21 protein-coding genes and 1 pseudogene are annotated in these 24,929 nt (G+C 67.5%); 10 read left to right on the forward strand and 12 right to left on the reverse strand.

Annotated elements, in window-relative coordinates; genetic code table 11:
* Window positions 1–101 precede the first annotated feature (101 nt).
* A complete protein-coding gene (locus tag ACWCQK_RS36825) occupies window positions 102–1,361 on the forward strand; it encodes a hypothetical protein (protein WP_451162739.1) in 1,260 nt (419 codons plus the stop codon).
* A gap of 619 nt (window positions 1,362–1,980) precedes the next feature.
* Here ACWCQK_RS36825 and ACWCQK_RS36830 read toward each other — a convergent pair.
* Window positions 1,981–2,454 (reverse strand): hypothetical protein, encoded by a 474-nt coding sequence (locus ACWCQK_RS36830; RefSeq protein WP_451162741.1) that lies wholly within the window; start codon window positions 2,452–2,454, stop codon window positions 1,981–1,983.
* 693 nt (window positions 2,455–3,147) lie between these two features.
* On the opposite strand from ACWCQK_RS36830, the gene ACWCQK_RS36835 reads away from it, so the two are divergent.
* The gene (locus ACWCQK_RS36835) at window positions 3,148–5,319 is read left to right on the forward strand and encodes a hypothetical protein (RefSeq protein WP_451162743.1); all 2,172 of its coding nucleotides are present in this window, start codon (window positions 3,148–3,150) and stop codon (window positions 5,317–5,319) included.
* 427 nt (window positions 5,320–5,746) lie between these two features.
* On the opposite strand, the gene ACWCQK_RS36840 is transcribed toward ACWCQK_RS36835, so the two are convergent.
* Window positions 5,747–6,346 (reverse strand): hypothetical protein, encoded by a 600-nt coding sequence (locus ACWCQK_RS36840; RefSeq protein WP_451162745.1) that lies wholly within the window; start codon window positions 6,344–6,346, stop codon window positions 5,747–5,749.
* 517 nt (window positions 6,347–6,863) lie between these two features.
* Complete coding sequence (locus ACWCQK_RS36845) at window positions 6,864–7,259, reverse strand: MarR family winged helix-turn-helix transcriptional regulator (RefSeq protein WP_451162747.1); 396 nt, start codon at window positions 7,257–7,259, stop codon at window positions 6,864–6,866.
* A 661-nt stretch (window positions 7,260–7,920) separates the two neighbouring features.
* Between ACWCQK_RS36845 and dxs the strand changes: the two genes are divergently transcribed.
* The 4 genes from dxs (at window position 7,921) to ACWCQK_RS36865 (ending at window position 12,563) form a co-directional block, all read left to right on the forward strand.
* Window positions 7,921–9,804: a 1-deoxy-D-xylulose-5-phosphate synthase gene (dxs, locus tag ACWCQK_RS36850; protein WP_451162749.1), complete on the forward strand. Its 1,884-nt coding sequence runs from the start codon at window positions 7,921–7,923 to the stop codon at window positions 9,802–9,804.
* A gap of 316 nt (window positions 9,805–10,120) precedes the next feature.
* The gene (locus tag ACWCQK_RS36855; RefSeq protein WP_451162751.1) at window positions 10,121–10,945 is read left to right on the forward strand and encodes an LLM class F420-dependent oxidoreductase; all 825 of its coding nucleotides are present in this window, start codon (window positions 10,121–10,123) and stop codon (window positions 10,943–10,945) included.
* A gap of 173 nt (window positions 10,946–11,118) precedes the next feature.
* Window positions 11,119–11,910, forward strand: a complete 792-nt coding sequence (locus tag ACWCQK_RS36860) for a DUF488 family protein, N3 subclade (protein ID WP_451162753.1) — start codon at window positions 11,119–11,121, stop codon at window positions 11,908–11,910.
* On the forward strand, window positions 11,907–12,563 hold the full coding sequence (locus ACWCQK_RS36865) for a tellurite resistance/C4-dicarboxylate transporter family protein (protein ID WP_451162755.1): 657 nt from the start codon (window positions 11,907–11,909) through the stop codon (window positions 12,561–12,563). Before ACWCQK_RS36860 ends, ACWCQK_RS36865 begins: the two co-directional genes overlap by 4 nt.
* An 84-nt stretch (window positions 12,564–12,647) precedes the next feature.
* Here the strand turns inward: ACWCQK_RS36865 and ACWCQK_RS36870 are convergent, their stop codons facing one another.
* The 4 genes from ACWCQK_RS36870 to ACWCQK_RS36885 form a co-directional block, all read right to left on the reverse strand.
* A complete protein-coding gene (locus tag ACWCQK_RS36870) occupies window positions 12,648–13,526 on the reverse strand; it encodes an ABC transporter substrate-binding protein (RefSeq protein WP_451162757.1) in 879 nt (292 codons plus the stop codon).
* A gap of 131 nt (window positions 13,527–13,657) precedes the next feature.
* Window positions 13,658–14,383, reverse strand: a complete 726-nt coding sequence (locus tag ACWCQK_RS36875) for an SDR family NAD(P)-dependent oxidoreductase (protein WP_451162759.1) — start codon at window positions 14,381–14,383, stop codon at window positions 13,658–13,660.
* Between the two features lie 505 nt (window positions 14,384–14,888).
* On the reverse strand, window positions 14,889–15,200 hold the full coding sequence (locus ACWCQK_RS36880; RefSeq protein ID WP_451162761.1) for a hypothetical protein: 312 nt from the start codon (window positions 15,198–15,200) through the stop codon (window positions 14,889–14,891).
* A 238-nt stretch (window positions 15,201–15,438) separates the two neighbouring features.
* Window positions 15,439–16,311, reverse strand: a complete 873-nt coding sequence (locus ACWCQK_RS36885) for an ATP-binding protein (protein WP_451162763.1) — start codon at window positions 16,309–16,311, stop codon at window positions 15,439–15,441.
* Here ACWCQK_RS36885 and ACWCQK_RS36890 point away from each other — a divergent pair.
* Window positions 16,225–17,418 (forward strand): PP2C family protein-serine/threonine phosphatase, encoded by a 1,194-nt coding sequence (locus tag ACWCQK_RS36890; RefSeq protein WP_451162765.1) that lies wholly within the window; start codon window positions 16,225–16,227, stop codon window positions 17,416–17,418. The genes ACWCQK_RS36885 and ACWCQK_RS36890 overlap by 87 nt on opposite strands.
* A 211-nt stretch (window positions 17,419–17,629) precedes the next feature.
* Here ACWCQK_RS36890 and ACWCQK_RS36895 read toward each other — a convergent pair whose 3' ends face one another.
* A complete protein-coding gene (locus ACWCQK_RS36895) occupies window positions 17,630–18,001 on the reverse strand; it encodes a hypothetical protein (protein ID WP_451162767.1) in 372 nt (123 codons plus the stop codon).
* 395 nt (window positions 18,002–18,396) lie between these two features.
* Here ACWCQK_RS36895 and ACWCQK_RS36900 point away from each other — a divergent pair, with 395 nt between their 5' ends.
* Window positions 18,397–18,849: a hypothetical protein gene (locus tag ACWCQK_RS36900; RefSeq protein WP_451162781.1), complete on the forward strand. Its 453-nt coding sequence runs from the start codon at window positions 18,397–18,399 to the stop codon at window positions 18,847–18,849.
* Between the two features lie 198 nt (window positions 18,850–19,047).
* Here the strand turns inward: ACWCQK_RS36900 and chvE are convergent, their stop codons facing one another.
* The gene (gene chvE / locus ACWCQK_RS36905; RefSeq protein ID WP_451162769.1) at window positions 19,048–20,127 is read right to left on the reverse strand and encodes a multiple monosaccharide ABC transporter substrate-binding protein; all 1,080 of its coding nucleotides are present in this window, start codon (window positions 20,125–20,127) and stop codon (window positions 19,048–19,050) included.
* Between the two features lie 865 nt (window positions 20,128–20,992).
* Here chvE and ACWCQK_RS36910 point away from each other — a divergent pair.
* The gene (locus ACWCQK_RS36910; RefSeq protein WP_451162771.1) at window positions 20,993–21,400 is read left to right on the forward strand and encodes a cytidine deaminase; all 408 of its coding nucleotides are present in this window, start codon (window positions 20,993–20,995) and stop codon (window positions 21,398–21,400) included.
* 1,105 nt (window positions 21,401–22,505) lie between these two features.
* Here ACWCQK_RS36910 and ACWCQK_RS36915 read toward each other — a convergent pair.
* Window positions 22,506–23,159 (reverse strand): TetR/AcrR family transcriptional regulator, encoded by a 654-nt coding sequence (locus tag ACWCQK_RS36915; RefSeq protein ID WP_451162773.1) that lies wholly within the window; start codon window positions 23,157–23,159, stop codon window positions 22,506–22,508.
* A 240-nt stretch (window positions 23,160–23,399) separates the two neighbouring features.
* Entirely contained in the window at window positions 23,400–23,777 is a 378-nt protein-coding gene (locus tag ACWCQK_RS36920) for a hypothetical protein (RefSeq protein ID WP_451162775.1), read from the reverse strand.
* A gap of 64 nt (window positions 23,778–23,841) precedes the next feature.
* On the opposite strand from ACWCQK_RS36920, the gene ACWCQK_RS36925 reads away from it, so the two are divergent.
* Window positions 23,842–24,027 carry a hypothetical protein gene (locus ACWCQK_RS36925; protein WP_451162777.1) on the forward strand — a complete coding sequence of 62 codons (186 nt, stop codon included), beginning with the start codon at window positions 23,842–23,844 and terminating at the stop codon, window positions 24,025–24,027.
* A 499-nt stretch (window positions 24,028–24,526) separates the two neighbouring features.
* Here ACWCQK_RS36925 and ACWCQK_RS36930 read toward each other — a convergent pair.
* Window positions 24,527–24,743 (reverse strand): annotated as a pseudogene (locus ACWCQK_RS36930) (e9imm peptide).
* Window positions 24,744–24,929 lie beyond the last annotated feature (186 nt).

Below are 24,929 nucleotides of genomic sequence, written 5' to 3' on the forward strand. Positions count from 1 at the left end.
TCATGGACGCTGCTGATCTTGACTGGCAAGCCCGGACGTTGTCCGGCTGTATTCCTCCACAGTTGGTCACCCGGCTTCTTGAGCTCGGACACCGTGAAGAGGTGGAGTTCCAGGCAGGGCGCGGGGAATGGTTCTGCGCCCGGGAGTGGGCGCGGCTGCTCGGTGAACGGGGACGCCAGGAACAGGCGTTGGAGGTACTCGCTCCGTACGTGGCCACGGGCTGGTGGCCGGCCGCCCGGTCCCAGGCGGAACTGCTGGAGGCCTGGGGGAGGGCGGGGGAGGCGATCGCCCTGGCCCGGCCGTACGCGGCGGCCGGAGGGGACGCGCTCGATTTCTTCGCGCGTCTGTTGGCCCGTCATGAGCACGGGGACGAAGCGTTCACCTTGCTGAGCGCCGGCATGGAGAACTGGCTCCTCGCCACCGCTCTGGTCGATGTCACCGAGGGCATGGGCCGCGACGAGGACACCGCTGCACTGCTGGCCGCCAGGATCACCGCGCGGCATGAATGCGAGTCCCCGCAGTGCCGCCGAGGCCTCGACCCAGACACGGCCATCGGCCTGCTCGCCACGGTTCGGGAACGCCAGGGCCGTATCGACGAGGCGATCAGGCTTCTGCACACCCGGGAGCACATCACCTCCGTCAACAATCACGACCAGCTGGCCGATCTGCTGGCGAGGCACGGACGGATGGACGAACTCCGCGCCTACGCGGCGACCGAGAGCCACGGGCACGCCGCACAACGCCTGGCCGAAGTGCTGGAGGAGCGCGGTGATCTGGAAGGCGCGATCGCCGTGTACCGACAGACGGACCACTCACCGGTCCATCACCATCTCAGCGCGGACCAACTGGCCGGGCTTCTGGCACGGCATGGCCGGGGTGACGAGGCGATCGCGGTGATGCGCACACTCGCGGACTCACCCGGTGGCGCGGAGGACTGGATCATCGACACGCTGTGCACCCTGTACGCCGATGACGGCCGCGCCCAGGAGGGCCTGGCCTACCTCGACGCCCTCCAGACGCGCCACGGCGGCGAGGAGGAATGGGAGTTGTTCAGGCCGAGGCTTCGCCTCATGGCCGCCTGCGGCCAGCTCGACGAAGCGATCGAGCGGGCACAAGCGCACCGCGGGGGCGGCACCTGGTACGCGGCCTGGACGATCTCTGACCTGCTCGCCGGAGCCGGTCGGGTTGAGGAAGCCGTCGCCGTCCTCGAACCGCACCCTGCCGCCCACAGCCGACGTCTGGCCGGCCACCTCATCGACCTCGGCCGCGTCAAGGACGCCGTATCGGTGCTGCAGCAGCACGAGACCAAGCGGATCACACCGACCCAGACCGGCGCGTTCTCCACTGAGCCCCCGTTCTGAGCCCGCGCGCCCTGGGCCACGCCCGTCGATGGATAGCCAGCGCCGAACTCTGTGGGACCGGTCAAACTTCCCTAGGTATTTGTCGGCGCAGGCTGTTATCCAGTTTCGGGTGACGGCCTGCCCACCAGCCTCAGCACCTGCCACCTGCCACCTGCCGCCTGCCGCCTGTCACCTGGCGGCGCCCGCCGGCCGCAGCACAGCCAGCTCGCGGACCCGGTCGGAGGTCGCCATGACCATCGTGTTGGCCCGCGAGATGCCGGTTGAGAGGAGGGCGATCCCGAGGACAAGGAAGAAGCCGAGCCGGGTCGTCCGCGGGTCGTCCGGTTGGTCTCGGGGTACGTCGTCGGAACCCAGGTGTCCCTGGTGAGGACCTGCCCACTCGACGCCCGTACCGCCCGACGCAGCCGGCGACCACGGTGCCCGTGTCGGCACCGTCCGCGAGGCGTACGTCGATCAGCTCGACGGGGCGCGCAGCGGTTTGGCTCTCGAACCAGCGGAGTAGTTAGGGGGACCGTGGCAGGCTCCCCGACTCATGGCCGCTGTCCTTCGACTGCGGACACGATGCCAACCGAGTGCCTGTCGAAGGACTGGACGTAAGCTGGCGCAACCGGATTCTGGCTCAGCTTTTGTGCCGCACCGAAGCTGTGTCCGAAGCGGATCGGGAGATGGCACCGGCGGTGGCGTAGTGTTTGTCGCTGCAGTCCGAAAGCCTGGCTGTCACAGCCCTGAGGAGTCGGTCTTCGTCGGCCGGAAGCAGAATTTCAAGCTGCCGACCGGCTACGGTGCAGACCAGCATTGAGCGCTCGGCGACGACTTCCACCCCGGTGAGCAACATTCCGGGTCGCGGTGTCGCGTTGGTGCCGTCGGCGATGGTGAGGAAGACGCCTTCGGCCTTCACCGTCAGGCGGGCGCGGTGCCGGGCTCCGCCGGTGTTGCGGAATCGTGCGGCACAGCGGATACGAGCGCTGTCTCCGCGGGTCAGCATGGCGACCGTCCGGGACACGCGCATCCTGCGCCACCGCTTCTTCATTCGGCGAAGGAGCGGCTCGGCCAGAGCTGCGAGGGCCATCGTGACGGCGAGTTCCTCCCACACAGACATCTCCCACAGCTCGGCTCTTTCGTGACCAGAATGGTGTTCGACCGGCCGTTGACCTCAGGACCTGCCGCTTTGCGATGATCCCATGGCCTGATCCGCTCGCTTCACTCGCACCCGGGAGACGGCTGCACGGGGGTCATGGCTGTGCCGCTCTCCCGGGTAGCGCCCGTGGTGTGGCGCCCGCGACAAGCACGCCACTGTCGTTCCGCGGCTGCGGCTGCGGCGTGTTCAGGACGTGGCTGGCCCGGGCCGAGGGGGCCACCCTGGCCCGGATGGCCGGCCGACTGCCGCTGCTCTGCGATCCCGACGGCGCCGGCCCGGGCACATGATGGGGCACTCCCTCGGCGCGAGTGCCCCTTCAGGCGCCTCACGCCCGCCCGGTGCGCGGCCGAGCTCCCCCGATTGGAGGCCCTCGCCGGCAGATGGCGGCCCGACGGCGCGGTCCCCGTCCTGCGACGCGCTTGGATCCGCAGCGGGTCCTGAACTCCCCGATGACCACGGCGGCGAAGGAGCGACTTCTCAAGAGGGAAGCGTTCTTGTGCTCGGATGGTTCGAGGTCAGCCTGCGGCGCTGCATGGACTGGTGGGTGGCGGCGAGCGTGGTCCGGCTGTGGCGGGTGTGATCGCAGCGTCGGAGTGCGGACAAGAAACTCCTGTGCACCGACGTGTGCACTTCTGCGACCATCCTCGAATGTCGCACGATTTCGAATCGCTGGTCATCCGGCACACCTACCGCCTTTCCTTCCCCAAGGGCTCCGCCGGGGAAGGAACTGTTGCCGCACGGCAATTCGATGCGGCGCTGGCATCCGTGGGCTTCAAGCTCTCGGCGGAGCTGCTGGAGCGGCTGTCGGGGCTGTCCGAGGCCGCGGTCGTGCACACAGCCAAGCGGACGCTGCGCACGGTCAGCGAGATGGTGGGCGACCACGTCCGGCACAACTCGTACTTCATCGACTTCCCGGCGAACGTGCCGGACACCGAAGAGTTCTGGATGCAGTGCGTGGCGAAGGCGCTCGCCGACGGGAAGTCCCGCGAAAACGTGCTGACCCAGCTGGGCCGCGGGGTCCTGGACCTGCTCAGCCTCCCGGTGTACGGCCGGTACCAGCACACCTACGAGGAGATGCTCGCGGCGCAGGACGAACTGATCGCCTCGGCGGGCGACCGGGTCACCGTATTGCACCTCGGCCGCGACCTGGACGACGAACTCACGGACCTGTACCTGGCCCTGGCCGGAAGCACTATCCCGTTGGGCGAGGACGACCTGCGCGACCTCAAGGCCCTCGCCGAGCGGTGCGCGCTTGGCCCCCAGCCGGAGGCGATCCCGGTCCGGGAGAACCGGGCTGTCATCAACGAGGCCCGGCTCGGCGTCGGGGCGGACCTTCTCCTCGACACGGTCACGGATGTGCTGCGGCTGGCCTGCGCGCTGTCGGGCGGCGATGTGACGCTGCAGGAGCCCACCCGGTTTCGGGCGCTGTCGCGGCCGCTGCGCCGGGGACTGCTCGCGGGCCTCGACGCCGTGATCGCGGCGAACCCCGCGAAGCTCGCCGATGTGCACGCGCACCGGGAGCCCTTCAAGCGGCTCGGCGAGCGTCTCCACCCGCACGAGTACCCGCGCTGGCCGCACGCCGCCGACGTGTTCGCGGTCGCGCGGGGCGAGAAGGAGGCACGGTCCCTCGACAGCCGGGTCGAGCAGCGGCTGGACGGGTTTGACCTCATCGGTGCGGTGAAGTTGCTGGAGTCCGCTCCCGGCAAGCTGTTCCGCGCCCTGGACCTCCTGCTGCGTATCGCCGCCGACCAGGAGGAACGGGACGCGGTGGTGGACGCCGCGGTGCGGGTCGCTCCCGAGGTCTCCGGCCGGGTCGTGCTCTCGGTACGCGAGCATTTCCTCAACCGGGCTCGCGAGAGTGACGCACCCCGGATCTTCGTCAACCGCAGGGGCCGCGCCTGGGTGACCCCCGACCATCGGCCGCCGGTACCGGCCGCCGACCGCGATCGCCTGATCGCGGCCCTCGACACAGAGATACGCCGTCGGCTCCCGGCGCCGGGCCGGCTGCTGCTCGACGCCGATGTCCTCGACGTGGCGCTTCCGCTGAGCGGCCGGGCAACCGCGCCCGGGCTCGGTGTACTGCCACGAGGGTCGGTCTCCGCCGTCGACGGCGAACAATTGCGCTTCTTCGTGTACTGGAAGGAGACCAAGGACCGGACCGACTACGACCTGTCGGCGCTGCTCCTCCACGCCGACTACAGCACCGATTCCTGGCTGTCCTATACGTCCCTCACGGCTGTCGGGGGCAGGCACTCGGGCGACATCACCGAGGCGCCGGACGGGGCCTCGGAGTTCATCCACCTTTCCCTGGACCGTGTGCGCAGCACCTTCATCGTCCCGCAGGTCAACATCTTCTCCGGCGAGAGCTTCGAGGAGGTCGAGGAGTCGTTCTTCGGTTTCATGCTGCGCGACGGTGAGCAGAAGGGCCGGCCGTTCGAGCCGCGTACCGTGCGGATGAAGTCGGAACTGCGAGGGGCGGGCCGGGTGGCGCTGCCGCTGGTGTTCCAGCGCGGCGACAACGGCCGCTGGCGCGCGAAGTGGCTGCACCTGTATCTGAGAGGCATCTCGTCGGCCAACCGGGTCGAGGAGAACCAGGTGTCCGTGTCGAAGGTGGTGCGCGCCATTGTGGAGCGCGAGCAGCTGACGGTGGGGTACCTGATCGGCCTGATGTCCGACGACACCACGGTCGTGGATCTGTGGGACGGTGAGCCGATTGCGGACGAGCCCGTGACGTACATCGGCCTCGAACGTCCCGAGGGACTGCATCCGGACTCACGGATCATTACCCTCGAAAATCTGCGCGACCTGATCCCGGGCTGAGTGCTAGCGTTGCCTGTGGCGAGGCCATGAAGGGGCTTCCTTCTCACTTCCTTTCCCGAAACGAGTTCCTTCGCTTTCCTCGCCGTTGAATTCGACTGGGAGGCGCCCATACGGCGCCTCCCAGCTTCATGTGCGCCGGCACCCGGAAACTCCGTGAAAATCCGGATGGGCTACGTTCACCACCGCCCGCTGGTCCGTCGAGTGAACGGAGAGCGCGGAGCCGGTACCGACACCAAGCCTTGAGGCAGCCTGTTCCTCAGCGCACCCGCACAGGAGTCGACAACGCCAGGCTCGTCGAGCCGTACCCACCGCTCGCACGCCCCCAGCAACTCGCGCGCCAGGGAGTCCGGGCAAGGCAGCAATGCGCGGTTCGCCTCTCTACGGCACTTCTGGGAGCACACCGTCCCTGCCGCGCGGAACCACCCCTTCAGGACACCGACACCACCACGTTGAACCACGGAGTGCTCAGTGAGGACAGCGGCGACCTCAGCTTCTGCATGTCGACCCGGTACGTGCCGGCCGGGAGCACCCCGCCGCCCGGGTACGGCGCCAGCGGCAGGTAACGTCCGTTGAGGGCGCCGGTCGCCCGGTCGCGCGTCCAGATCCCGGCGGAGGTGTGCAGCCAGGTCACTGGACCCCTGCTCAGCGACGGGTTCACAGCCGAACTCTGCGTGGAGGTGAGCCGGAACGTGGCTCCGGCGAGCGACGGCACCCGGGCGGCCCGGGTCAGGGTGAACGCGAAGTAGCGGTGGTTGTAGGGGAGTCCAGAGGTCAGCGGCGGGCAGTTGACGGCGACAACCGTGCGCCCGGTGACATTACCGAGCTGCTTCGGGCTGCTGTACGAGCCGGCACCGGCGAGCCGACGGCAGTCGTACCGGTAGGTCGCGGCCGAGGCGTCGGGGGCAACGACGCCGACGACCGCGAGGGACGCCGCGACCCCCAGCCAGGTCGTGGTCCACCGAGTCCTGGTACGGGGCCGGGCCTCAGGGCGGGTGGCGGGAACGGCGGTGGTGCGGGCTCGGTCCATGGAAAGTCCCCCTCATGCTCGTGCGGTCGCTCGGTCGCGGCGTCTGCCCGCCGGTCGTCGCCCCCTCCGGGCACACTCGCGCCGAGAATCGCACTATAGACGGCTAAATGAGTGCTGTAAGTGTTCTGTTCGGACAAGCCCGCGATTGACCGGATCATCACTCGATATGGTCAGGTGGGTCTGGGGGGGCCGGAGGTTTCACCACCCGGGCGAATCGCCCGGGCCGTGCAGTGGGATCGGATCCATAGGGCCGGGCGGTCGGTTGACGGTTTCCCGGTCATCCGGCTCTCTAGTGACTACTGCGGGTCTGCCCGTCAGAACGGTCGTGGTACGTGACAGCGCCGCCGTTCCCCGAGTCGTGGCCGACCGTCGACGTCCTTCGGTTCCGGCTGGCTGACGGGGCGTGTGAGGCTCCGAAGTCGGACACTAATGGGATGTCCGCGGGGATGCGATCGACGAGCGCCCCGCCGGCACCGGACTCACACCAACGACACCACGTCCACGGACTCAGTGACGATCAACTGTCGCCGCCAGCCGTCAGACTGGGGACAAGGTAGCGGCGCACAAGCGCCTGCGCGGTCTTCTCGGCGTCGGCGGCCTTGGCACGTCCGGCATTGGTCAGCGTGACCTTCACCGTCCTTCGATCCTGCTCAGACCGGTTGCGGTCGATCAGTCCGGACGCCTGCATGCCTTTGAGGACGTAGGTCATCCGGTCCCCCGACTCTCCAAGGAACGCCGTCAGTTCAGCGGTGTGCAGGTATCCGTTGGATGCTTCGGCGAGGGCGCCGAGGACGAGATAGGCATGGAGTGAGAGGCCATGGCGCAGCCGCAACTCGCCGTGCAGGGAGCCCAAGGTCCACAGGATTCGTGGTACTCGCAGCTCGGTGCTGTCCGGCGACGTGCAGTCAGTCATGTTCACTCCTGGTGGTCGACACTTCGGTCGCGAGCACGCGACCACACGCTTACAACCAGGCGCCGCACAACTGTGATCGCGAGCCTGATGGACATGAGGCACTCAGATCAGGACATGGCGCGACCCGTGGCGACGGCGCGGCTGCGGGACGGGAACACTTCGCGCAGGTACTGGCCGGCGGCCTGTCCCAGCGTCCTGATGTGAGGCAGTTGTGGCGCATCCGGCCACCTGCGCGAGCTTTCACGACGATCTAGCGTGTTCAGCGCGATGCGGTCGGACGGGATGACCTTCTACGACTACGGCAAATCCGTGGCGGCCCGCCGAGGGTCGGAACTCGGGTCTGTGCCGTACGTGGTGGACGAGCACCCACAGCAGCATCGACGTGCCGAACTGCCGCCGAGCGGACGGCGCGGCAAGTCCTTCGTCTCTCCCGCTTGGATGGCAGGCGGACAGAACGTCTCGTATCGGGGGCATGGAGCGTGCGGGCAGGGATGAGGCGGCTTTGGAGGCGCTCGGCGTGGGGGTATGCGTCCACCCGTTGCCGACGTGGCGGTGCTGATGCGGCCTTGTCTCAGCATGAAAGCCGTCAACTCGCAGCCTCGGGCCCGGCGGCCGGCGGCGTTCAGAGCCCAATGGTTCAGTATCAAGGAGGAGTAGGGGCATGACCCTGCTGGCACGCATCGATCAGCCCGCGGACCTACGGGGTTTGAGTCACGCACAGTTGATCCAACTCGGCCGCGAGATCCGCGAGTTCCTGATCCGCCACGTGGCGGCGACAGGGGGCCATCTGGGACCGAACCTGGGTGCGGTGGAGTTGACGCTCGCGCTGCACCGGGTCTTCGACTCACCGCGTGACACGCTGCTGTGGGATGTCGGACATCAGGCGTACGTCCACAAGATCGTCACGGGCCGAGCCGGTCAGTTCTCCGGTTTGCGGATGCGCGGCGGAATCTCCGGATACCCCAGTCGCGAGGAGTCCGCGCACGACCATATTGAACACTCCCACGCGTCGGTAGCCCTTTCATACGCGGACGGCATGGCGAAGGCCAGTGAGATCGCGGGGGAGACGGACCGGCACATCGTGGCGGTCGTCGGCGACGGGGCACTCACCGGGGGGCTCGCCTGGGAGGCCCTCAACAACATCGCGGCGGCGCCCAGGCGGCCCATAGTGATCGTGGTCAACGACAATGGCCGTTCATACGCGCCGACCGTGGGAGGACTCGCCCGGCACCTGGCGGCCCTGCGGACGCATGCCGGCTACGGGCGGCTGCTGGAATGGGGCAAGGGGACACTGGGCGTCGCCGGAACACCCGGCCGGGCGGTGTACCGGACCTTGCACGCGGTCAAGGAGGGCCTCAAGGACGCCTTCGTCCCACAGCCGCTTTTCTCGGATCTGGGACTGAAGTACCTGGGACCCATCGACGGACACGACATCCCGGCCGTCGAAGCGGCGTTGGAACGCGCCAAGGACCACGGCGCACCCGTCATAGTCCACTGCATCACGCGCAAAGGGCTGGGATACGCACCTGCCGAGCACGACGACGAGGATCATCTGCACGGCATAGGCCCCATCGATCCGCAGACCGGCCGTCCGCTGCGCTCCGGTGGACTCGGCTGGTCGGCGGCGTTCGGCCAGGAACTGGTGTCGCTGGCGGAGGAGCGCCGCGACATCGTGGCGATCACCGCGGCCATGGGTGGTTCGGTCGGTCTCAGTGATTTCGCTTCCCGGTATCCGGACCGGTTCTTCGACGTCGGGATCGCCGAACAGCACGCTGTCGCCTCGGCCGCCGGACTGGCCATGGCGGGGTTGCATCCGGTGGTGCCCGTCTACGGTACCTTCCTCAATCGCGCGTTCGACCAGGTGCTGATGGACCTGGCTCTGCACCGGCTCGGTGCGACCCTCGTCCTCGACCGATCCGGGGTCACGGGCGACGACGGCCCCAGCCACAACGGGCTCTGGGACCTGGCGATACTCCAGGCGGTTCCCGGCCTGCGCATCGCCGCTCCCCGCGATGCGCCCACGCTTCGGGAGGAGTTGAGCCAGGCTGTCTCGATCACCGATGCGCCGACCGTCCTGCGCTACCCCAGAGGAGCGGTGGGACCGACGATCCCTGCGGTCCGGCGCGTCGGCGGGATCGACGTGCTGCGCGAGGCCGCGCGCGCCGGCGCCCTGGTGATCGCGGTCGGTGTCATGGCGACGACCGCTCTGGAGGCGGCGCGGCTCTGCGCCGATCAGGGTGTGGAGGTCACTGTGGTGGACCCGCTCTGGATCAAGCCGGTTCCCGACGCACTGCTCGACCTGGCCGGCGATCACGCCCTTGTCGTCACGGTCGAAGACGGTCTCCGTACCGGCGGAGTCGGGGCAGCTGTGGCCCAGGTCTTGCACCAGGAGGGCATCCACGTCCCCGTGCGGATCTTCGGAGTCGCCGACGGGTTCCCCCAGCAGGGGACCCGCGCCGAAATCCTTGCCGAAGCGGGACTGACCGCAGAAAACATCGCTCAAGCCATTGTCGCCGCCGTGCCTGTCGGTGCCGAAAGTGACTGAAACGAAGCACGTAGCCCTCGCTTTCCAGATTCATCATCGCCCGGCATTGATGCGCGTCTATCTCCGCCGATTTCTCGCTGAGTCCTTGGGAAACACCACGGGATAAATTCTGGGCAGCGAGAGAGAAACTCTGCCTTCCGGCCTGACGGATGAGTGTTCAGCCTCATGACCGGTGTCCAGAGGGGTCAAATCAGGCCTTTAACTCTGTCTCGTGGCGCAAACGTATGATGACGGCACGGGTTTCAACTGCGCCTCAGCTGCCCGCACCTGCTTCCCAAACGGGACAGATACGTGGAGCGCATGGTTCACTTGGAGGATGAAAATCGGTGTCACGACGTTCATGACGGACGAGGGCATCCAGCCTGCGCTTCTGGCCAAAGCACTGGAAGAGCGCGGTTTTGACTCGCTTTTCCTGCACGAACACAGCCACGTCGCAGTGTCGCGGGAGACTCCGTTTCCGGGAGGTGGTGAGCTACCCAGAATGTATTACCGTACGCTCGACCCATTCGTCGCGTTGGCGGCGGCCGCGAGCGTGACGCGCGATCTACGGCTGGGAACCGGAGTGGCTCTGCTGGTCCAGCGTGATGTGATTCATACCGCCAAGCAGGTTGCTAGCCTGGATCTGGTGTCCGGTGGCAGGGTGATTTTCGGTGTGGGTGCGGGGTGGAGTCGCGAGGAGATGCGTAATCACGGCACGGATCCACGCACACGGGGAAGACTGCTCGACGAGAAGTTGACCGCGATCAAGGAGATTTGGTCTACGGACAAAGCCGAGTTCCACGGTGAATACATCAATTTCGACCAGATCTTCTCTTGGCCCAAACCGGTACAGCGCCCTTACCCGCCGATCTATATCGGCGGCGACGGTGCGGCGTCCTTGGCCAGGGTGGCTGCCCACGGGAACGGTTGGATGCCGCACTCGGCGGCCCACCCGAGTCAGGTACGGTCCCAGTTGAACCGTGTGGTCGAGGCTGTTGGGGACGTGTCGGTGATCGTGATGTCCGTGTCGCCCAGGCCCGAACTCATCAGCGCCTACGCGGAAGCGGGTGCGGACGGTGTGGCGCTTACGCTGCCGACTCAGCCCGAAGCCGAGACGCTGCGCATGCTCGATATGTTTGCCGAAGTGACGGCCGACTTCTGATCGGTAATCAGGCGGTCTCACGAATTCTGTGAACTCCTCAATGCGGATGCTGGGCCGGCCGTCCAGCGGGGCACGCGGCGCTGTGCCGTTCGCTGTCAGCGCGTCCGGCATCGGGCCGAACGGAGCCGGTATAGCCTCGATGACCTGGGACACCTATCCGGGAAAGGTACGTCATGGGCGAGCAGGTGACCTGCCACGGAATCCATGAGCAGACATCTTCCGAGGACGGCACACGGGTACTCGTCGAACGTATCTGGCCCCAGGACCTCAGCAGAGAAGAAGCGCATATCGACAAGTGGCTGCCCGAGGTGGCGCCATCCACGGAGCTGCAGAGCTGGTACGAGCATGAAGCTCCTCCCTTCGCGGAGTTCCGCAGCCGCTATCTCGCCGAACTCGGAAATGCGCAGCACGAGCAGGCCGCGAGCCAACTGCGTGACCTTGCCCGACACGGCAAGCTCGCCCTGCTGACTGCCGCCAAGGATGTGAACCACAGTCCAGCCGCCGTACTTGCCGAATGGCTTTCCGGTGCGGACCGCTCTGAGCCCCCTTCGAACCCGCATGGATACCGGGCGGCTGTTTCCTCCAGGATCGCGGATCTCAACGCGGGGGCTTTCGCGTTCGTCATGGGCACAGGCATCGTGTCCACCGCCCTGAACATCAACAAAGCCCACACCGCCTCCGTCGTACTGCTCGTGGTGGGCCTGGTCGGATTCGCGGTGCTCTTGCCCGCCTATGGATGGCGGTTCCTGTGCTCGCGGCAGCGGTTCATGACGGACCTCGTCGGGCCGCGCTCCTTCGCCTTCCTCACCATCATCATCGCGGCCAATGTGCTGGCCGCTCGCCTGGAGTCGGATGGCTACACCACAGCGGCCGAAGCGTTCCTGGCGTTCGGAGTGCTCGGGTGGCTGCTGTTGGGCTACGGGATTCCACTCGGGCTCATCGCCAACACGAGACGCGGTCCATGATCGACCAGGTGAACGGCACCTGGTTCCTCTGGGCGGTGGCATCCCAGTCGGTGGCGGTCGCGGCAGTCGGTCTTGTGCCCTCGGTCTCGGGTGACGTCCTGCCGGTGCTGGCCCTGGTGTGCTGGGGGATCGGACTCATGCAGTACCTGCTGACCGCGGCGATCATCCTCGCCAGACTGCTGGCCCGGCCCGTCGACCCGGGAAACCTCATGACCTCGTCCTGGATCTTCATGGGAGCCGCGGCGATCGGCGTACTCGTGGGGACGAGGCTGCTCGAACTGCCGTCGGGAAACATGCTGCTGTCGCGTTCGGCCATCGCCGGCGCGTCCGTCGTCCTGTGGTCCTTTTCCAGCTGGCTGATTCCGCTGCTGCTCGCTCTGGGGGTATGGCGGCATGTCCTGCGCAAGATCCCGTTCCATTACGAGCTCGGCTGGTGGAACCTCGTCTTCCCGATCGGCATGTACGCGGTCACCACGCACGAACTGGGGCGCGTCACCAAGACCTCGTGGCTGATCACACTGGGCCGCTGGGAGATCTGGGTCGCCGGCGTGGTCTGGGTGCTGGTGATGGCGGCCATGCTGGTAGCCGCTGTGCGGCGTCACCTCCCGACGAGGAGCGGAGCAGGCCCGACCGCCGCACCGCGCGGGCTGTAGTTCCGGATCTTGGACACCGGGGAACACCAGGGACACGGCGCCCTGCACCGCCGGGTGTTCAGGAGCCCTGCCGAAGAAGCCCTATCAGGGTCCGGCAGTTGTGGTGCGGTAGAACTCCGCTGCGGTGACGTCGGCGGGGACGCCGAGTTCGGCGGCGACCTGAGCGATGGCGGTGGCGCCGACGGTGAGGTCGGCTTGGCCGTTGGTGGTGAAATGCGGTGCGATGAACGAGTCGTAGTGGGCTCGGGCTTCGTCCGCGGTCTGTCCGCCGAAGAATGTCCGCATGTGCCGCACCGTGGTGTCGGGGTCGTGGTGGATCACCTGTAGGGCGCGGCGGTGGGCGCGCAGGACGGCCTGGACCGCGGGGTCGTCCGGATTGGTGTGGGTGGGGTCGACGGCCAGGCCCACGGTGGGGATCCGGAAGTGGTCGCCGACCCAGGCCAGCACATTCCAGCCGTGTTCGGCGGCCACCGCCTCCGGTGCCATGGTGCTGCCGACCAAGGCGGCGTCGATGCTGCCGTTCCGCAGCAGGCGCAGGTCCATGCCGTAGTCGCCGGGGGCGCGGACGATGGTGTCGATGTCCCGGTCCGGGTCCAGGCCGGCCTGGCGCAGCACGATCCTGGTGAAGCATCCCGGCGCGGTGCGGGGCGCGTGCACTGCCAGCCGTCGGCCCGCCAGGTCGGCCAGCGAGGTCAGGCCGGGGCGGGCGAGGAACCAGAACAGCGGGCGGTGGGTGTTCACACTGAGCGCGACCCAGGGTGTCCCGTCGGTCAGCCGGGACAGCAGGGCCCGGCCGAGCCCGATGGTGGCACCGCGGCGCAGTCGCTCCTCGTCCCACAGGCACCCGTCGTGCAGCGCGACGTGGACGCCCTCGTCGCCGTAGTAGCCCTCCTGGTCGGCGATGTAGGCGGTCAGTTCCTCGTGCAGGCCCCGCCCGACGTAGGCGAGATCGATGGTGTGCATGATCGATTCCCTTGATCGTGTCGCGTCAGGCGCCCGTGCGTGTCGCAGGCGCGGCGGTCCCTGGCTCCGGCGGCAGGTGCGCCGAAGGGTGTGCCAGACCTGGATGGCTCGTCTGCGGGGAGCGGGGGGCGTCAGTACATGGACATCCCGCCGTTGACCACGGCCGTGCTGCCGGTCATGAAGGCGTTGTCCTCGGCGGCGTAGAAGGCGACCGCTTGGGCGACGTCGCCGGGATGCGCCAGGCGGCCCAGGGGAGTGGCCGCCACCTGCCGCTGCTTGTGCGTGTCGTCGAACACGTCCGCCATGCGGGTGTCCTCCACGGGGCCGGGCGCGACGATGTTGACCGTGATTCCCTGCGGGCCCAGTTCCTGGGCGAGGTACCGGGCGAACTGCTCCAGCGCGGCCTTGGCCGTGCCCAGGGCGATCATGTTCTCCCGCGGCTGGCGGCTGAGACCCGTACTGATGTAGACGATGCGTCCCCAGCCCTGTCCGGTCATGGCCGGCAGGACGGCTTTGGTGACCGCGAACGCCGCGTGCATCTCGGCATCGAGCTTGCCGCCCAGTTCTTCCCACGTCATGTCCTGGAACGGCTTGACCGCGTACGGGATGAGCGCGTTGTGCACGAGTACGTCGATGCCACCCCAGGTCGCCTGGACCTGTCGGACCATGTCCTCGATCGCCGCCACTTCGCGCACGTCGGCCTGCACGGCCATGGCCCGGCCGCCGGCGGCCTCGATGCCGGCGACCAGCTCCTGGGCGGCCGTACTGCTGCGGCGGTAGTTGACCACCACACGCATCCCTCGTGCGGCAAGAAGTCGCGCGGTGGCCGCGCCGATTCCGCTGCTGGCGCCTGTCACCACTGCCACCCTGCCGGCCACCCCAGTCACGGTCGCTCCTCTTCTTCCTCACGGGGCCGCGGCAACGGCCGCCCGTCGTCGTTCACGTCGATGCGGAGGGCACCGGGCGGATCGCCCCGTGGATCCTGGTGTCGCCGGTCGCCCGCGGCGGATCGGCTGCGGTGCAGTCGAGTGCGTGCGCCGACTGCGAGGTGAGCGGCCACTCCAACGCGTCACAGGTCATCTCACTGAGCGGGTCGGGCAGGGTCGGCGGCAGTGCCCCTGGTGTCCGCGCCGGAGCAGTTCGACGAGCGATACGGTCCGCCGTCGGATCACCGCGTCCACACGCTGCTCCACACACTGGCGCAGCATCGCATCACCCGCCGCGCCGTGAGCTGTGCCGCGCCGATCCGCTCAGTTCCGTGGCGGCCGCGATCAGGAGCCGCGTGACCTGCACATCGAACGATTGCCCTACTGCTCCCTGGACCGTCGTCGCCAGCGCCTCGCCCGTGACCGGCCTGTCGCGCTACGGCGCCGAGCCCTCGCCGGAGGCGGGGAAGAGACGCTGGACGGCGACGACTGCGGCACAGCGGGCTGCGAGGGAGGGATCGCGAGCCTGGCCGGCAGCGGCTTTCAGGAGGTCGAGCTGCCCGGCCAAGGCCATGACGACGTGACTGACGAAGGCGAGGATGTCGATGGGATCCCAGGCGGAATCCAGGCACCCGGCTTGATGGGCTTCGCGCAGCTGCTCGACCTTGTGGCGGACGGTGTGCTGAGCGGCGGCGTCGGTGGTGCTGCCCAGGTCGTAGGCGCGGATGCCGCCGTCCACGAGTCGCATGACGACCCGAAGAGGGCGAGAGCCACATGACGACCTGAAGAGGACGAGCAGGTTGAGCCACGTCGAGAACGTCAGCTTCCAGGGGATCAACAAACCACGGCCGCTCCAACGAATCCGGTCAGAACGACCTCCGCCCCGAGTTGAAGGCGTGCACCGCTTCTTTCACCCATGTGAGTCGACGGCGGTGGCCGTCCTGCCCCGGTCGGCGTCGGCCGGACGGTACTGCGGGGCCGCGTGGTCACATCGGCTGGCGGCCGGCTGGATCGCCATCTGGGTCGTCGGCGAGGGCGACTGCTGCGCGGATGCGTTTGCCGACGGGCTCGCGGTGTACCTCGAAGCTGCGGCACACGGCCATGACGATCTCCAGCCCGTGCTGTCCAACCCGGGTGGGGTCCTGCGGCAGGATCAGGGGCAGTGTGGTGCCGCTGTCCCATACCGTCACCGCGACGGTCCCTTCGCTGACCTCAAGGGTCAGCAGACAAGGGCCGGGGGCGTATTTGTGGGCGTTGGTCACCAGTTCGGACACCACCAGCTGGACGACCCCGATCGCCCGCTGAGACACCGGCAGGCCGTGCACGGCCTGCAAGGACTCCAGGAAGTGCAGGGCTGCGTCCCGGGTTTCGCCGATCTGCGCGGTGCCCTCCACCAATGTGGAGACCGCCGTCGACGGGCCCGGCAGATACTGCCGGCCGTGATGTTGCTCAGCCAGATTCATATGTTCCGCCTCACTGCCGAAGCGCTGTTGCTGCGTCTCGTATGCCCCGGAAGTACCGCGGTATCCCTGGTCGGTACCGCGGTATCCCCGGTCGACCCTGCCGGAGTCGACGGCCCGCTCGATCCGGTCAAGAGTGGTCCCTTCACAGCCCCCGGCGTACTGGCGGCCATGCCGCCCACGGACGCCGCCTGAGGGACCCAAGACCTCCTCGTACCGACCTGGCCACCGTCCTGAACAGGCTGAATGGACAGAACGGGTGATGTTGCGCGGGCTCGGGGAAGAAGGTGCGGCAACCGACAGGAGGTTGCCGTGAAGGGTGGAGATCTGGAACTGGGCGAGTTGCTGGCCGCTGCGGAAGCGGCCCCGCCCGGCGCGTCCCTCGACGTGGTGGCGCACGACCTGCAAAAGCGGTTCGGTGCCGAACGCGTGTCCTTCCTGTTCGTCGATCTCATCGGCCAGCGACTGGTACGCCTCGTCGCGGCGGACGGTGTGGCCGATCGCGATCGCGGGCCGATCGACCTGCGGGGCAGCGTCTACGACGGTGTTCTGCGGAGCCAGCGTCAGCATGTGACTCCGGACGGCCGCGGCGGACGGCGCGTGATCACGCCCGTCAGCAACCGCGGTGACTGCATCGGCGTGCTGGAGGTGACCTTGCAGTGCTCCGACGACACCGTGCTGCGGCAGGTCCGCGAGGCGGCACACGCGCTGGCCTACATCATCGTCACGGACCGCCGCTTCACCGATCTGTACCACCTGGGCCGCCGCACCACGGAGACCAGCCTCGCGGCGGAGATCCAGCACCAGCTGCTGCCCTCGGCCCCCTGCTGCGAAGCCGCTCAATTCACCCTGGCCGCTGGGCTGGTCCCGGCCGATGACATCGGCGGCGACACCTACGACTACACACTCGACCGCGACACTCTGCACCTGTCGATCACCGATGCCATGGGCCATGACACGGACTCCGCTCTGCTGGCCACGTTGCTGGTCGGCGCGCTGCGGCGGGCACGTCGCAGCGGCTGCGACGCCCTCAAGCAAGCCCGCCACGCCCACGAGGCCCTGCTGCGTCACGGCCGAGGTCTGGCCACCGGCCAACTGCTGTGCGTGAACCTCGAAACCGGCCTGTGTGAACTGGTCAACGCCGGCCACCCCAGGCCGCTGCGGCTACGTGACGACGCCGTCGAAGAGGTGCAACTCGCCGTCAATCTGCCCTTCGGCGTGGCGGCACCCACCACCTACCGCCTACAGGAGCTGCAGTTGCGTCCCGGAGACCGTCTGGTCCTGCTCACCGACGGAATGCAGGAGCGGGATGCGGCGGCCGTCGACCTGGCCGCGGTCGTTCGCGACACACGCGCGCTGCACCCGCGAGAAGCGGTCCGGAGCCTGACCGCAGCGGTTCTCGACGCGTGCCAGGGCAGCCTCAAGGACGATGCGACGGTCCTGATAATGGACTGGCACGGTGATCGCAGCCGACTGGACGAGACCAGACCCGACGTGCAGCGATGAACTGCAACGGCCCACTTTGGAGGCCCTGCTGAAGGTCGGGCAGCATGGTTCGCGGCTTCGTCACCCCTCCCACGGCAGGCGAAAAACCGTCGGATCTGTGTGACTCTCACGTCGCGGCAGCGGCGTCCTGCTGGGGCGGTCGTATGCAGGCGTACGGCCGCCCGCGCCGCCCTGGACAACTGGTGGCCAGGTGAGCCGAGGCGGCCGGTTCTCAGTGATCGCGGCCGACGCTCCCGAAGACCCGAGCGACCCACGCATCCAATCGGGTCGCGAAGTCCGATGTGGACGTGATCCCGTTGGCGGGCAGACAACCAGCGTCGTCGAGGTCAGCGACGAAGTCCACATCGGCCCAGCCGCCACGGAACAGCACGACCGACAACACGGTCGCCCCGGGACCGGATATGACCACGCCGACCGAGTCCGGATCACGAACCCGATCCCTGTCGGTCCCCAATGGACGGGGCCAAGGCGCCTCGATGTCCCTCCACGTCGGCCGGCCCACCTCAAGGCCGGCCGACGTCCAGTCCACCATTCGCACAGCCAGAACGACAGCCACCTCGTCGAGATCAACAACTCTGTCCACGAGGAGAGCATCCCGCTGCACGACGGCCGTCGTCGAACTGCTTTGCACCGACGGCCGTGACGCTCCTGACCGGGATGTCGCGCGGCGCTTCGGCCCCGTGTCCGCACGCGATGACATCAGTAGGTGTCTGGATACCACCGGATGCAGGGCTTTGCTGTCCCGACCACTTCAACTCGACCAGCGGCCGGCGGATCGGATGGGGCCTGGCCGCGAGGGCGGCTCGTTCCGGGCGCTGGTCGGCACACCCTGGAAGGCTTCGTGGCGCTGTCGAAAGCGCGCCGGATCGGCCGCGTTGCAGAACGGTCGCGGCCGGCCGGTGCTCTGGCCGGGACGGTCGGCCGGGTTGAGTACGCTCATCCTGCCTCCATCGAAAGAAGAGGGCGGGCGTGACGCGGATGCATTCGATCGATAAGGCTGTGGAACTGTTTGAGGGCGAACTGGGGGCCCGGGCGCTTGCCGATCCGGTCACCGAAGGCGTCTGGCTTGCCTTTCTGCGTTTCGGACGACAGCCGTTCCGCGTCCCGGGCACGCCCGATGCCGACGGGCTTCTGTTCCAGTACGGGACCTACGCATTCGACGGTCCTCCGACGTTCACGCTGGACCTCACCCGGCAGTTCGAGGTCTCTGCCGGCGACGATGATCACGGATGCTACGTACAGGTCCACTGCGAGCTCCGATACGGACTGACACCTGCCCTGGAGGCCCTGGGAAGTTTCCACTCGTGGTTTTTCCATGACGCCGGAGTCGATCTCGGAGTGTGGGCCAGGGGGCTGACCGAACGGGCAGCCTGGGCCGCGATCCACGCACTCGAGCCGACCGAGATCAAGGTGTACCAAGAGCAGGTGTAGTCGGCGTAGGCCGCGGTCATCGCCGGGGCGACGACCGCGTTCCGTACCCGCCCCGAGCCGCCCGACGTCCCTGCTGCCCCGCAGGCTGCCTCAGATGGCTCTCCCGTAGTCACTCGGTCGAGAGTGGTGTACGAGCCGAAGAGCGCAGGAGGGTTGGGCGGGTGGCGTCACAGTTCCGCGCCTCACAGGGACGCGTTGCTACTTGAGCTCGGCGGAGCTGTAGTAGCCGCCCTTGACGAGGACTTGCTCGTAGTTGGTCCTGTCGACGGACTCCGGCTGCAACAGGTAGGCGGGCACGACCTTCACACCGTTGTTGTACGAACTTCTGTTGTTGAGGTTGGGCGTCCTGGCGTTGAGGATGTCGTCCACCATGGTGGAGGCCGTGAAGGCGAGCTCGTGCAGGTCTTTGTAGACGGTCTGCGCCTGCTGTTCCTTGATGATCGACTTTACCGAGGCGAGTTCGGCGTCCTGGCCGGTGATGATCGGGAGGGCGCTGCCGCCGGCTCCGTAGCCGTCGGACTTCAGCGCGGCGAGAATTCCGAGGGAGATCCCGTCGTACGGCGACAGGACCGCGTCGACCCTGCGGCCGCTGTATGACTTGGTGAGGATGTTCTGCATGCGCTTCTGCGCCGTGGCTCCGTCCCAGCGCTGCGTGGTGACATCGGCGAGCTCCGTCTGCCCGGACCGCACGACCAGTTGCTTGCTGTCCAGGAAGGGCTGCAGGAGGTGCATCGCACCCTCGTAGAAGTAACTGGTGTTGTTGTCGTCGCTCGAGCCGGCGAACAGTTCGATGTTGAAAGGACCTTTGCCCTTCTCCAAGCCGAGCTTGTCGATGATGTAGTGGGCTTGGAGCCTGCCGACCTGTTCGTTGTCGAACGAGACGTAGTAGGCGACGTTCTTGGTGCCGAGGATGAGCCGGTCGTAGGCGATCACCGGGATGTCCGCGTCGGCGGCCTGCTGGAGTACATCGTTCAGCGACTTGTTGTCGATGGCCGCGATGATCAGGGCGTCGACGCCTTGTTTGATCATGTCAGCGATCTGGGCAGCCTGCTTGTCCGGATCATCGTCGCCGTAGACCAGGGTGGTCTTGTAGCGCCGGGTCTTCAGATCGTCGCTGATGGCCTTGCCGTCGGTGAGCCAGCGCTCCGAAGTCCGGGTCGGCATGGAGATGCCGACGGTGCTTCCCTCGGCGGAGGGGGTGGATTCGGCACCGCCGCAGGCGGACAGGGCGAGGACGAGTGAGGCCGCTCCGGCGAGGACGGCTCTTCGGCTGCGCATGGTGGTCGTTCCTTGTCTTCTCGTCATTGAGAGGAGGAAGTTCTGCTGAAATATGGTGAAAAGGAGTAGTGAAAGCTGGGCAGGTCGGGCTGAACGCTCCGGGGTGAAAGGTGTGTGACCTTCGGTTTTGAGAGGAAGGCAGGTCAGGGCCCGAAGGGGATGGTGCGTGGGCAGACCTGGGGCAGGGCGTCGCGCGGCCTGCAACCGGTGCTCCTGCTGCGTGACTTGACGTGGCCAGCAGTCGTCAGGGCGACGGTGAACGGCCCCCAGACGATGCGCAGGTGCCCTGCAACCTCGCTACCTGCCGATCGTGATGCCCAGGTCGGCTGGAAGTCGGGTCTCGGCGACTTCAACGCCTTGCGTCTCCTCTCGGCCCGCACGAGTGCAGGTGTCTTGCTGCCGCACCGGGATTTTGACGACGTGTCTGCGGATCTCCGTTCAGGGCGGATACGTATCTCCGTGTGTTCGAAATCCCGTCACCCGTTCGGCATGTTGGCGCGACACTAGGAGGGCACATGCGGGGTGTCAACGGGTCGTACACGAATGCTGTCGAAGAAGATCCAGGGAAGCGCACGGCCATCCCGCTCCAGCCTATTTCCGCCGCGGTGACACCGTTGCGCGTATGTCCCGCACACGGTTGCTTCCGGAGCATGTGCGGTACGTACCCGTGGAGTTGAGGAAGAAGGCTGTCGCGCTTCACCCCACAGCGGTCGGCGAGCGCGGAAACGCGACGGATCTCGGCAAGCTCTCCGCATCGCGCGGGTGCGCTGCTGCCGGCCCCACCACGCCGCCGATATCCGCTCGCGCACTATCGTCACGCGGGTCAACGCCGCCTGCACACCTGACGAAGGCAGAGAAGACAACCATGCGGACCCACCCCGTCGACCACGAACTCGTCCAAGCTGCGGCCCACATCGCGCGCACGCGCTGTCGGGGCGACAACCACACCGTGGCGGCCGCAGCCCGCGCCCGGGACGGCCGGATCATCACCGCGGTGAACGCCTACCACTTCACCGGAGGGCCCTGCGCCGAGCTGGTCCTCATCGGCGCGGCAGCCACCCAAGGCGCCTATGAACTGGACACGATCGTCGCCGTGGGCGACCGTGACCGGGGGGTCATCCCCCCATGCGGCCGGTGCCGGCAAGTCCTCCTCGACTACTTCCCCGCCCTCAACGTCATCGTCGGCAATGACGACGGCGTCAGAAGCGTCCCCATCGCCGACTTGCTGCCCGACAGCTACGTATGGGCCGACCACCAGCTCGACGCCGAGTAGGCCGCGTCAGGCCGGGATGAGGATGTGGGCCCGCAGGAACTCGAACGAGGCCTGGCCATCTAGGGCTCGCCTGAGGGCATCCCGGCCATCAAAATCATCTCGTCAGCAGTCACCGGGCCAAGTACGTTCACCTCGTGTGCTACTACGCCCAGAGGCCCTACAAGCTGCATTACGCCTGCGTGCGCTGCCGTGTCGCGTTCAAGCGGCATCCAGGGCCCGGCGAGCACCGGTGCCCCCGATGCTCAGAACCAACGGTCTGTGCCGGCCACGACTTCGCCGCTCCACGGCGCCGAGACATCAAGGCATGGACGGTCGTGGCTGCGGTGCTGGACGCTGGTCTACGTTACGAGGGCCGCGACGCCTGTGGCTGCGGCAGGGAACCCAAGTTCAGGCCCCGTACCCGAGCCCAGCTGCGAGTGCGACGCATCGCAGGAGCCCGCTTTGGTAGCCCCCTCGCCGACATGCTGGAATGCGCAGATCCACAGGCTTCCCCGTGATCTGACCGATTGGCGCAGTCTCGCGAGCACGTGCCGCGGGTCGGGCGACCGTGGCGCCATGTCCCTCGAGCCCTCCTCCGCCGCGGTGCAGGTGGCCTTGGGGTGCTGGCCGTGAGGGCTGTACTGCCACTGCCAGGGCCTCGTGCACAGGCCGCAGACCGTGATGAGCCGGCCCGGCGTGAATGGGCCAAGATCGAGAGCCGCAAGGACATCAAGGTCACGATCGAGGTCGGAGCCCGCTTCGGCCGGACGGCGCCGCTGCTCAGCCGACTGACCGCCGCGTGGGAGGAGACCGTGCCGGCGGCCGGGAGCCCCGAGAGTGCGAGCCGTGAGGCGCTGCGTGCCAAGGGCTTCGGTACCGTCTTCGGTGAGTACCGTCCGGAACTGAACGTCGTGGGCTTCCCCGTCTTCGACCGTGAGGGATATCCCTGCCTGTTGATCACTCTGCTCGGTATCGGGGCGGATCTCACACCGCGGGATGTCGAGGAGCTGGCCGAATATCTGGTGGTGGCTGGTCGGGCCATCACGGCCCGCAGTGGCGGACGGGTGCCCGCCGACTATCCTGGGCCACTGCGGAGGCGCCCCTTGGCTGAGAGTGGTGGATCCGCCTACCAGAGCCGGCCGGTGCAGAGGTGTTGGATGGTGGACGCCATCGCTTGTTTCACTACGTCGGCGTCAGCTTCGGTGATCGCGTCGAACGCCAGCAGGTAGTGCCCCACATGCAGGCCCAGCAGATGGCTCGCCACCAACGAGGCACGCAGCTCGGCCCGCTCGGGATCGATGGCCGCGACGATCGGCTGTACCACGCACGTGGTGAACAACTCGCGCATCAGTGAGACGGCTTCGGGGCGTTCGCACGCCGCGTGCAGGAGGGTCAGGGCCGTGTTGGCCCGGTCGTCCTCTTCCCAGGTCTCCAGGAACACATCGGCGAGACGTTCGCCGATGTGGTCGGGGCCCATGGCGAGTACCTCGCGGACGACCGTGTCGGGGTCGAAGGGCCATTCGACGGTGCCGGCCAGCAGGCCTGCCTTCGAGCCGAAGAAGTGCACCACCAGTGAGGGTGTAACTCCCGCGTTCCTGGCGATCTCGCGCAGTGATGTCTGTGCGTAGCCCTTGTCGGCGAAGGCGGCGCGGGCAGCGGTCAGGATCGTGAGGCGGGTCGCCTCGCCGTCCCGCGAGCGCGTCGCGGCGGGCTGCCGCGTACCGGAGTGGCCCGGGTCTGGGAGGCCCGTGTCGGGGGATGGGGTCCGCGTCGCTGCCATCCCCTCAGTCTGACAGCCCTCGGCTGTACATGTACAGTCGCCGTATCGTGCAACTGTACATGTACAGCAGGGCACGGCTCCGGTGGCTGTCCTCCAGGCCCGTTCCGGCTTTCCGGTCTTGCCGCTCCCCGATGCTCCCCGATCGCCTAGAGGCGCACTCCATGGCATCTCCGCCCGGGTCTGCGTCGGGAGTTCGTTGCTGGACCTGGCGGTCCCCGTTCAAGCCGCCCGGTCTGCTCCTCAGGGTTTCAGCGGGCCGCACGTCAGCTGGTAGGCCTCCTGGACCCAGGACTGCTTGGTGTCGGGGTTCACGCCGCAGGCCAGGGAAGCGCCTCCAGAGCCGAACCAGGTGGTCACGCTGCCGTAGACGTCACGGCCGGGGCAGGTCACGGTGAAGCTCGCGTCGACGGCCTGGACTGCCTCGGCCTCGACGAAACGCCCCGCGTGCCCGAGGGAGTCGGCCCTGACGGGGGAGGGCCGACGATCGGCGGACTCCTTCCCCGGGGCGGCCAGTTCTTGGACGCTCCACCACTTGAGGCGCTTGGCGAGCGCGGCGAGCACCTGGTGCGCGGATACGCCGTCGTCGCTCGTGCTGACCTGGGGCACTATGTTGCGCACGAGCCCAGGGTGGAACGTGACCCAGCCGTCGTTCTTGCGGACGTTCACGACCGGCGAGACTTCGGTGAGTCGCCACTCCCGGTGCACCGAGGTCCACCGGACGGCCCCGCCCGCGCACGACGGTGTGGACGCGGTGGCCTTCGTCTCGGCCTCGGTCGTCTTCCTCGCCGCCGGCTTCCCGGGCGTCGCCGAGCAGGCGGCCGCCGACGGCGCCAGCGCGCACAGCAGCGCCACCGTCGCCCACCCATGACGTCGTGTCATCCTGCCGCGTGCCATTCGCCGTCGTTCCGCTCGCTCAAATGCCGGACCAGGCCGTGCGGGCCATCGGGTCCAAGATCTAGGACGCTGCGAATATAGGCGCTCTGACCAGCCACGACAGACTTCGTGACGCAGTCGTAACGCACCGGTGTGGTGTCCCCGTGATGCGGCAGGGCGGTGCGACACGGCAACCGTCTTCACGGGACACCGCATCCAGTCCACAGGATCCGCCGTAAAGGAGTGACTCCTGCCCGGGCACCGCCCCGCCGCCGATCACATGTGCCGGCCCCCGGGTCACTTCTGTCACCGTGCCTGTGACGTATGACGCCAGGTCGGAAGCGAGGAAGAGGGCCACGGACGCCATTTCCTACGCCTCGCCGACGCGTTGTATCGGGATCTCGGCCAGTTTGGCCTCCCAGATGTGTGTCGGCATGTCCAGCAGGTTCAGGCTGCTGCCGATGCCCCTCTGGCTCCGGAGCTGAGCGCCGCCCTCACAGGGCGATAGGCCGATAGGGCAGGGCTTGCTCGACCACTCCAGCAGCCGAGAGTTCCCGCTCTGGAGGCCAGAAGATCAAGTCACAGACGTGGCCGGTCGGACGTGCCAGGGCTTGGTCGAGCATGTCCAACCAACCGTCCACCTCTTCTTCGGAGGCGTAGGTCCGCATCCATGATCCGCTGCGCGAGGGCAACGGCCTCAGTCCTGTTCATCTCGACTGCACTCACCCCCATTTAGACACCGTTTCCTTTGGCGTTCGTGGTCGTTGAAGGGTTCATGACGGATCTGGTTGAGCGGCTGGTGCCGGACGAGTTGTGGGAACTGTTCCGGCGGGTGGTGCCGCCGACGGAGGTCATACGCCCGCAAGGCGGCGGCCGTCGACGGGCAGGCGACCGTGA

The sequence above is a fragment of the Streptomyces sp. NPDC002306 genome, from assembly GCF_053593435.1.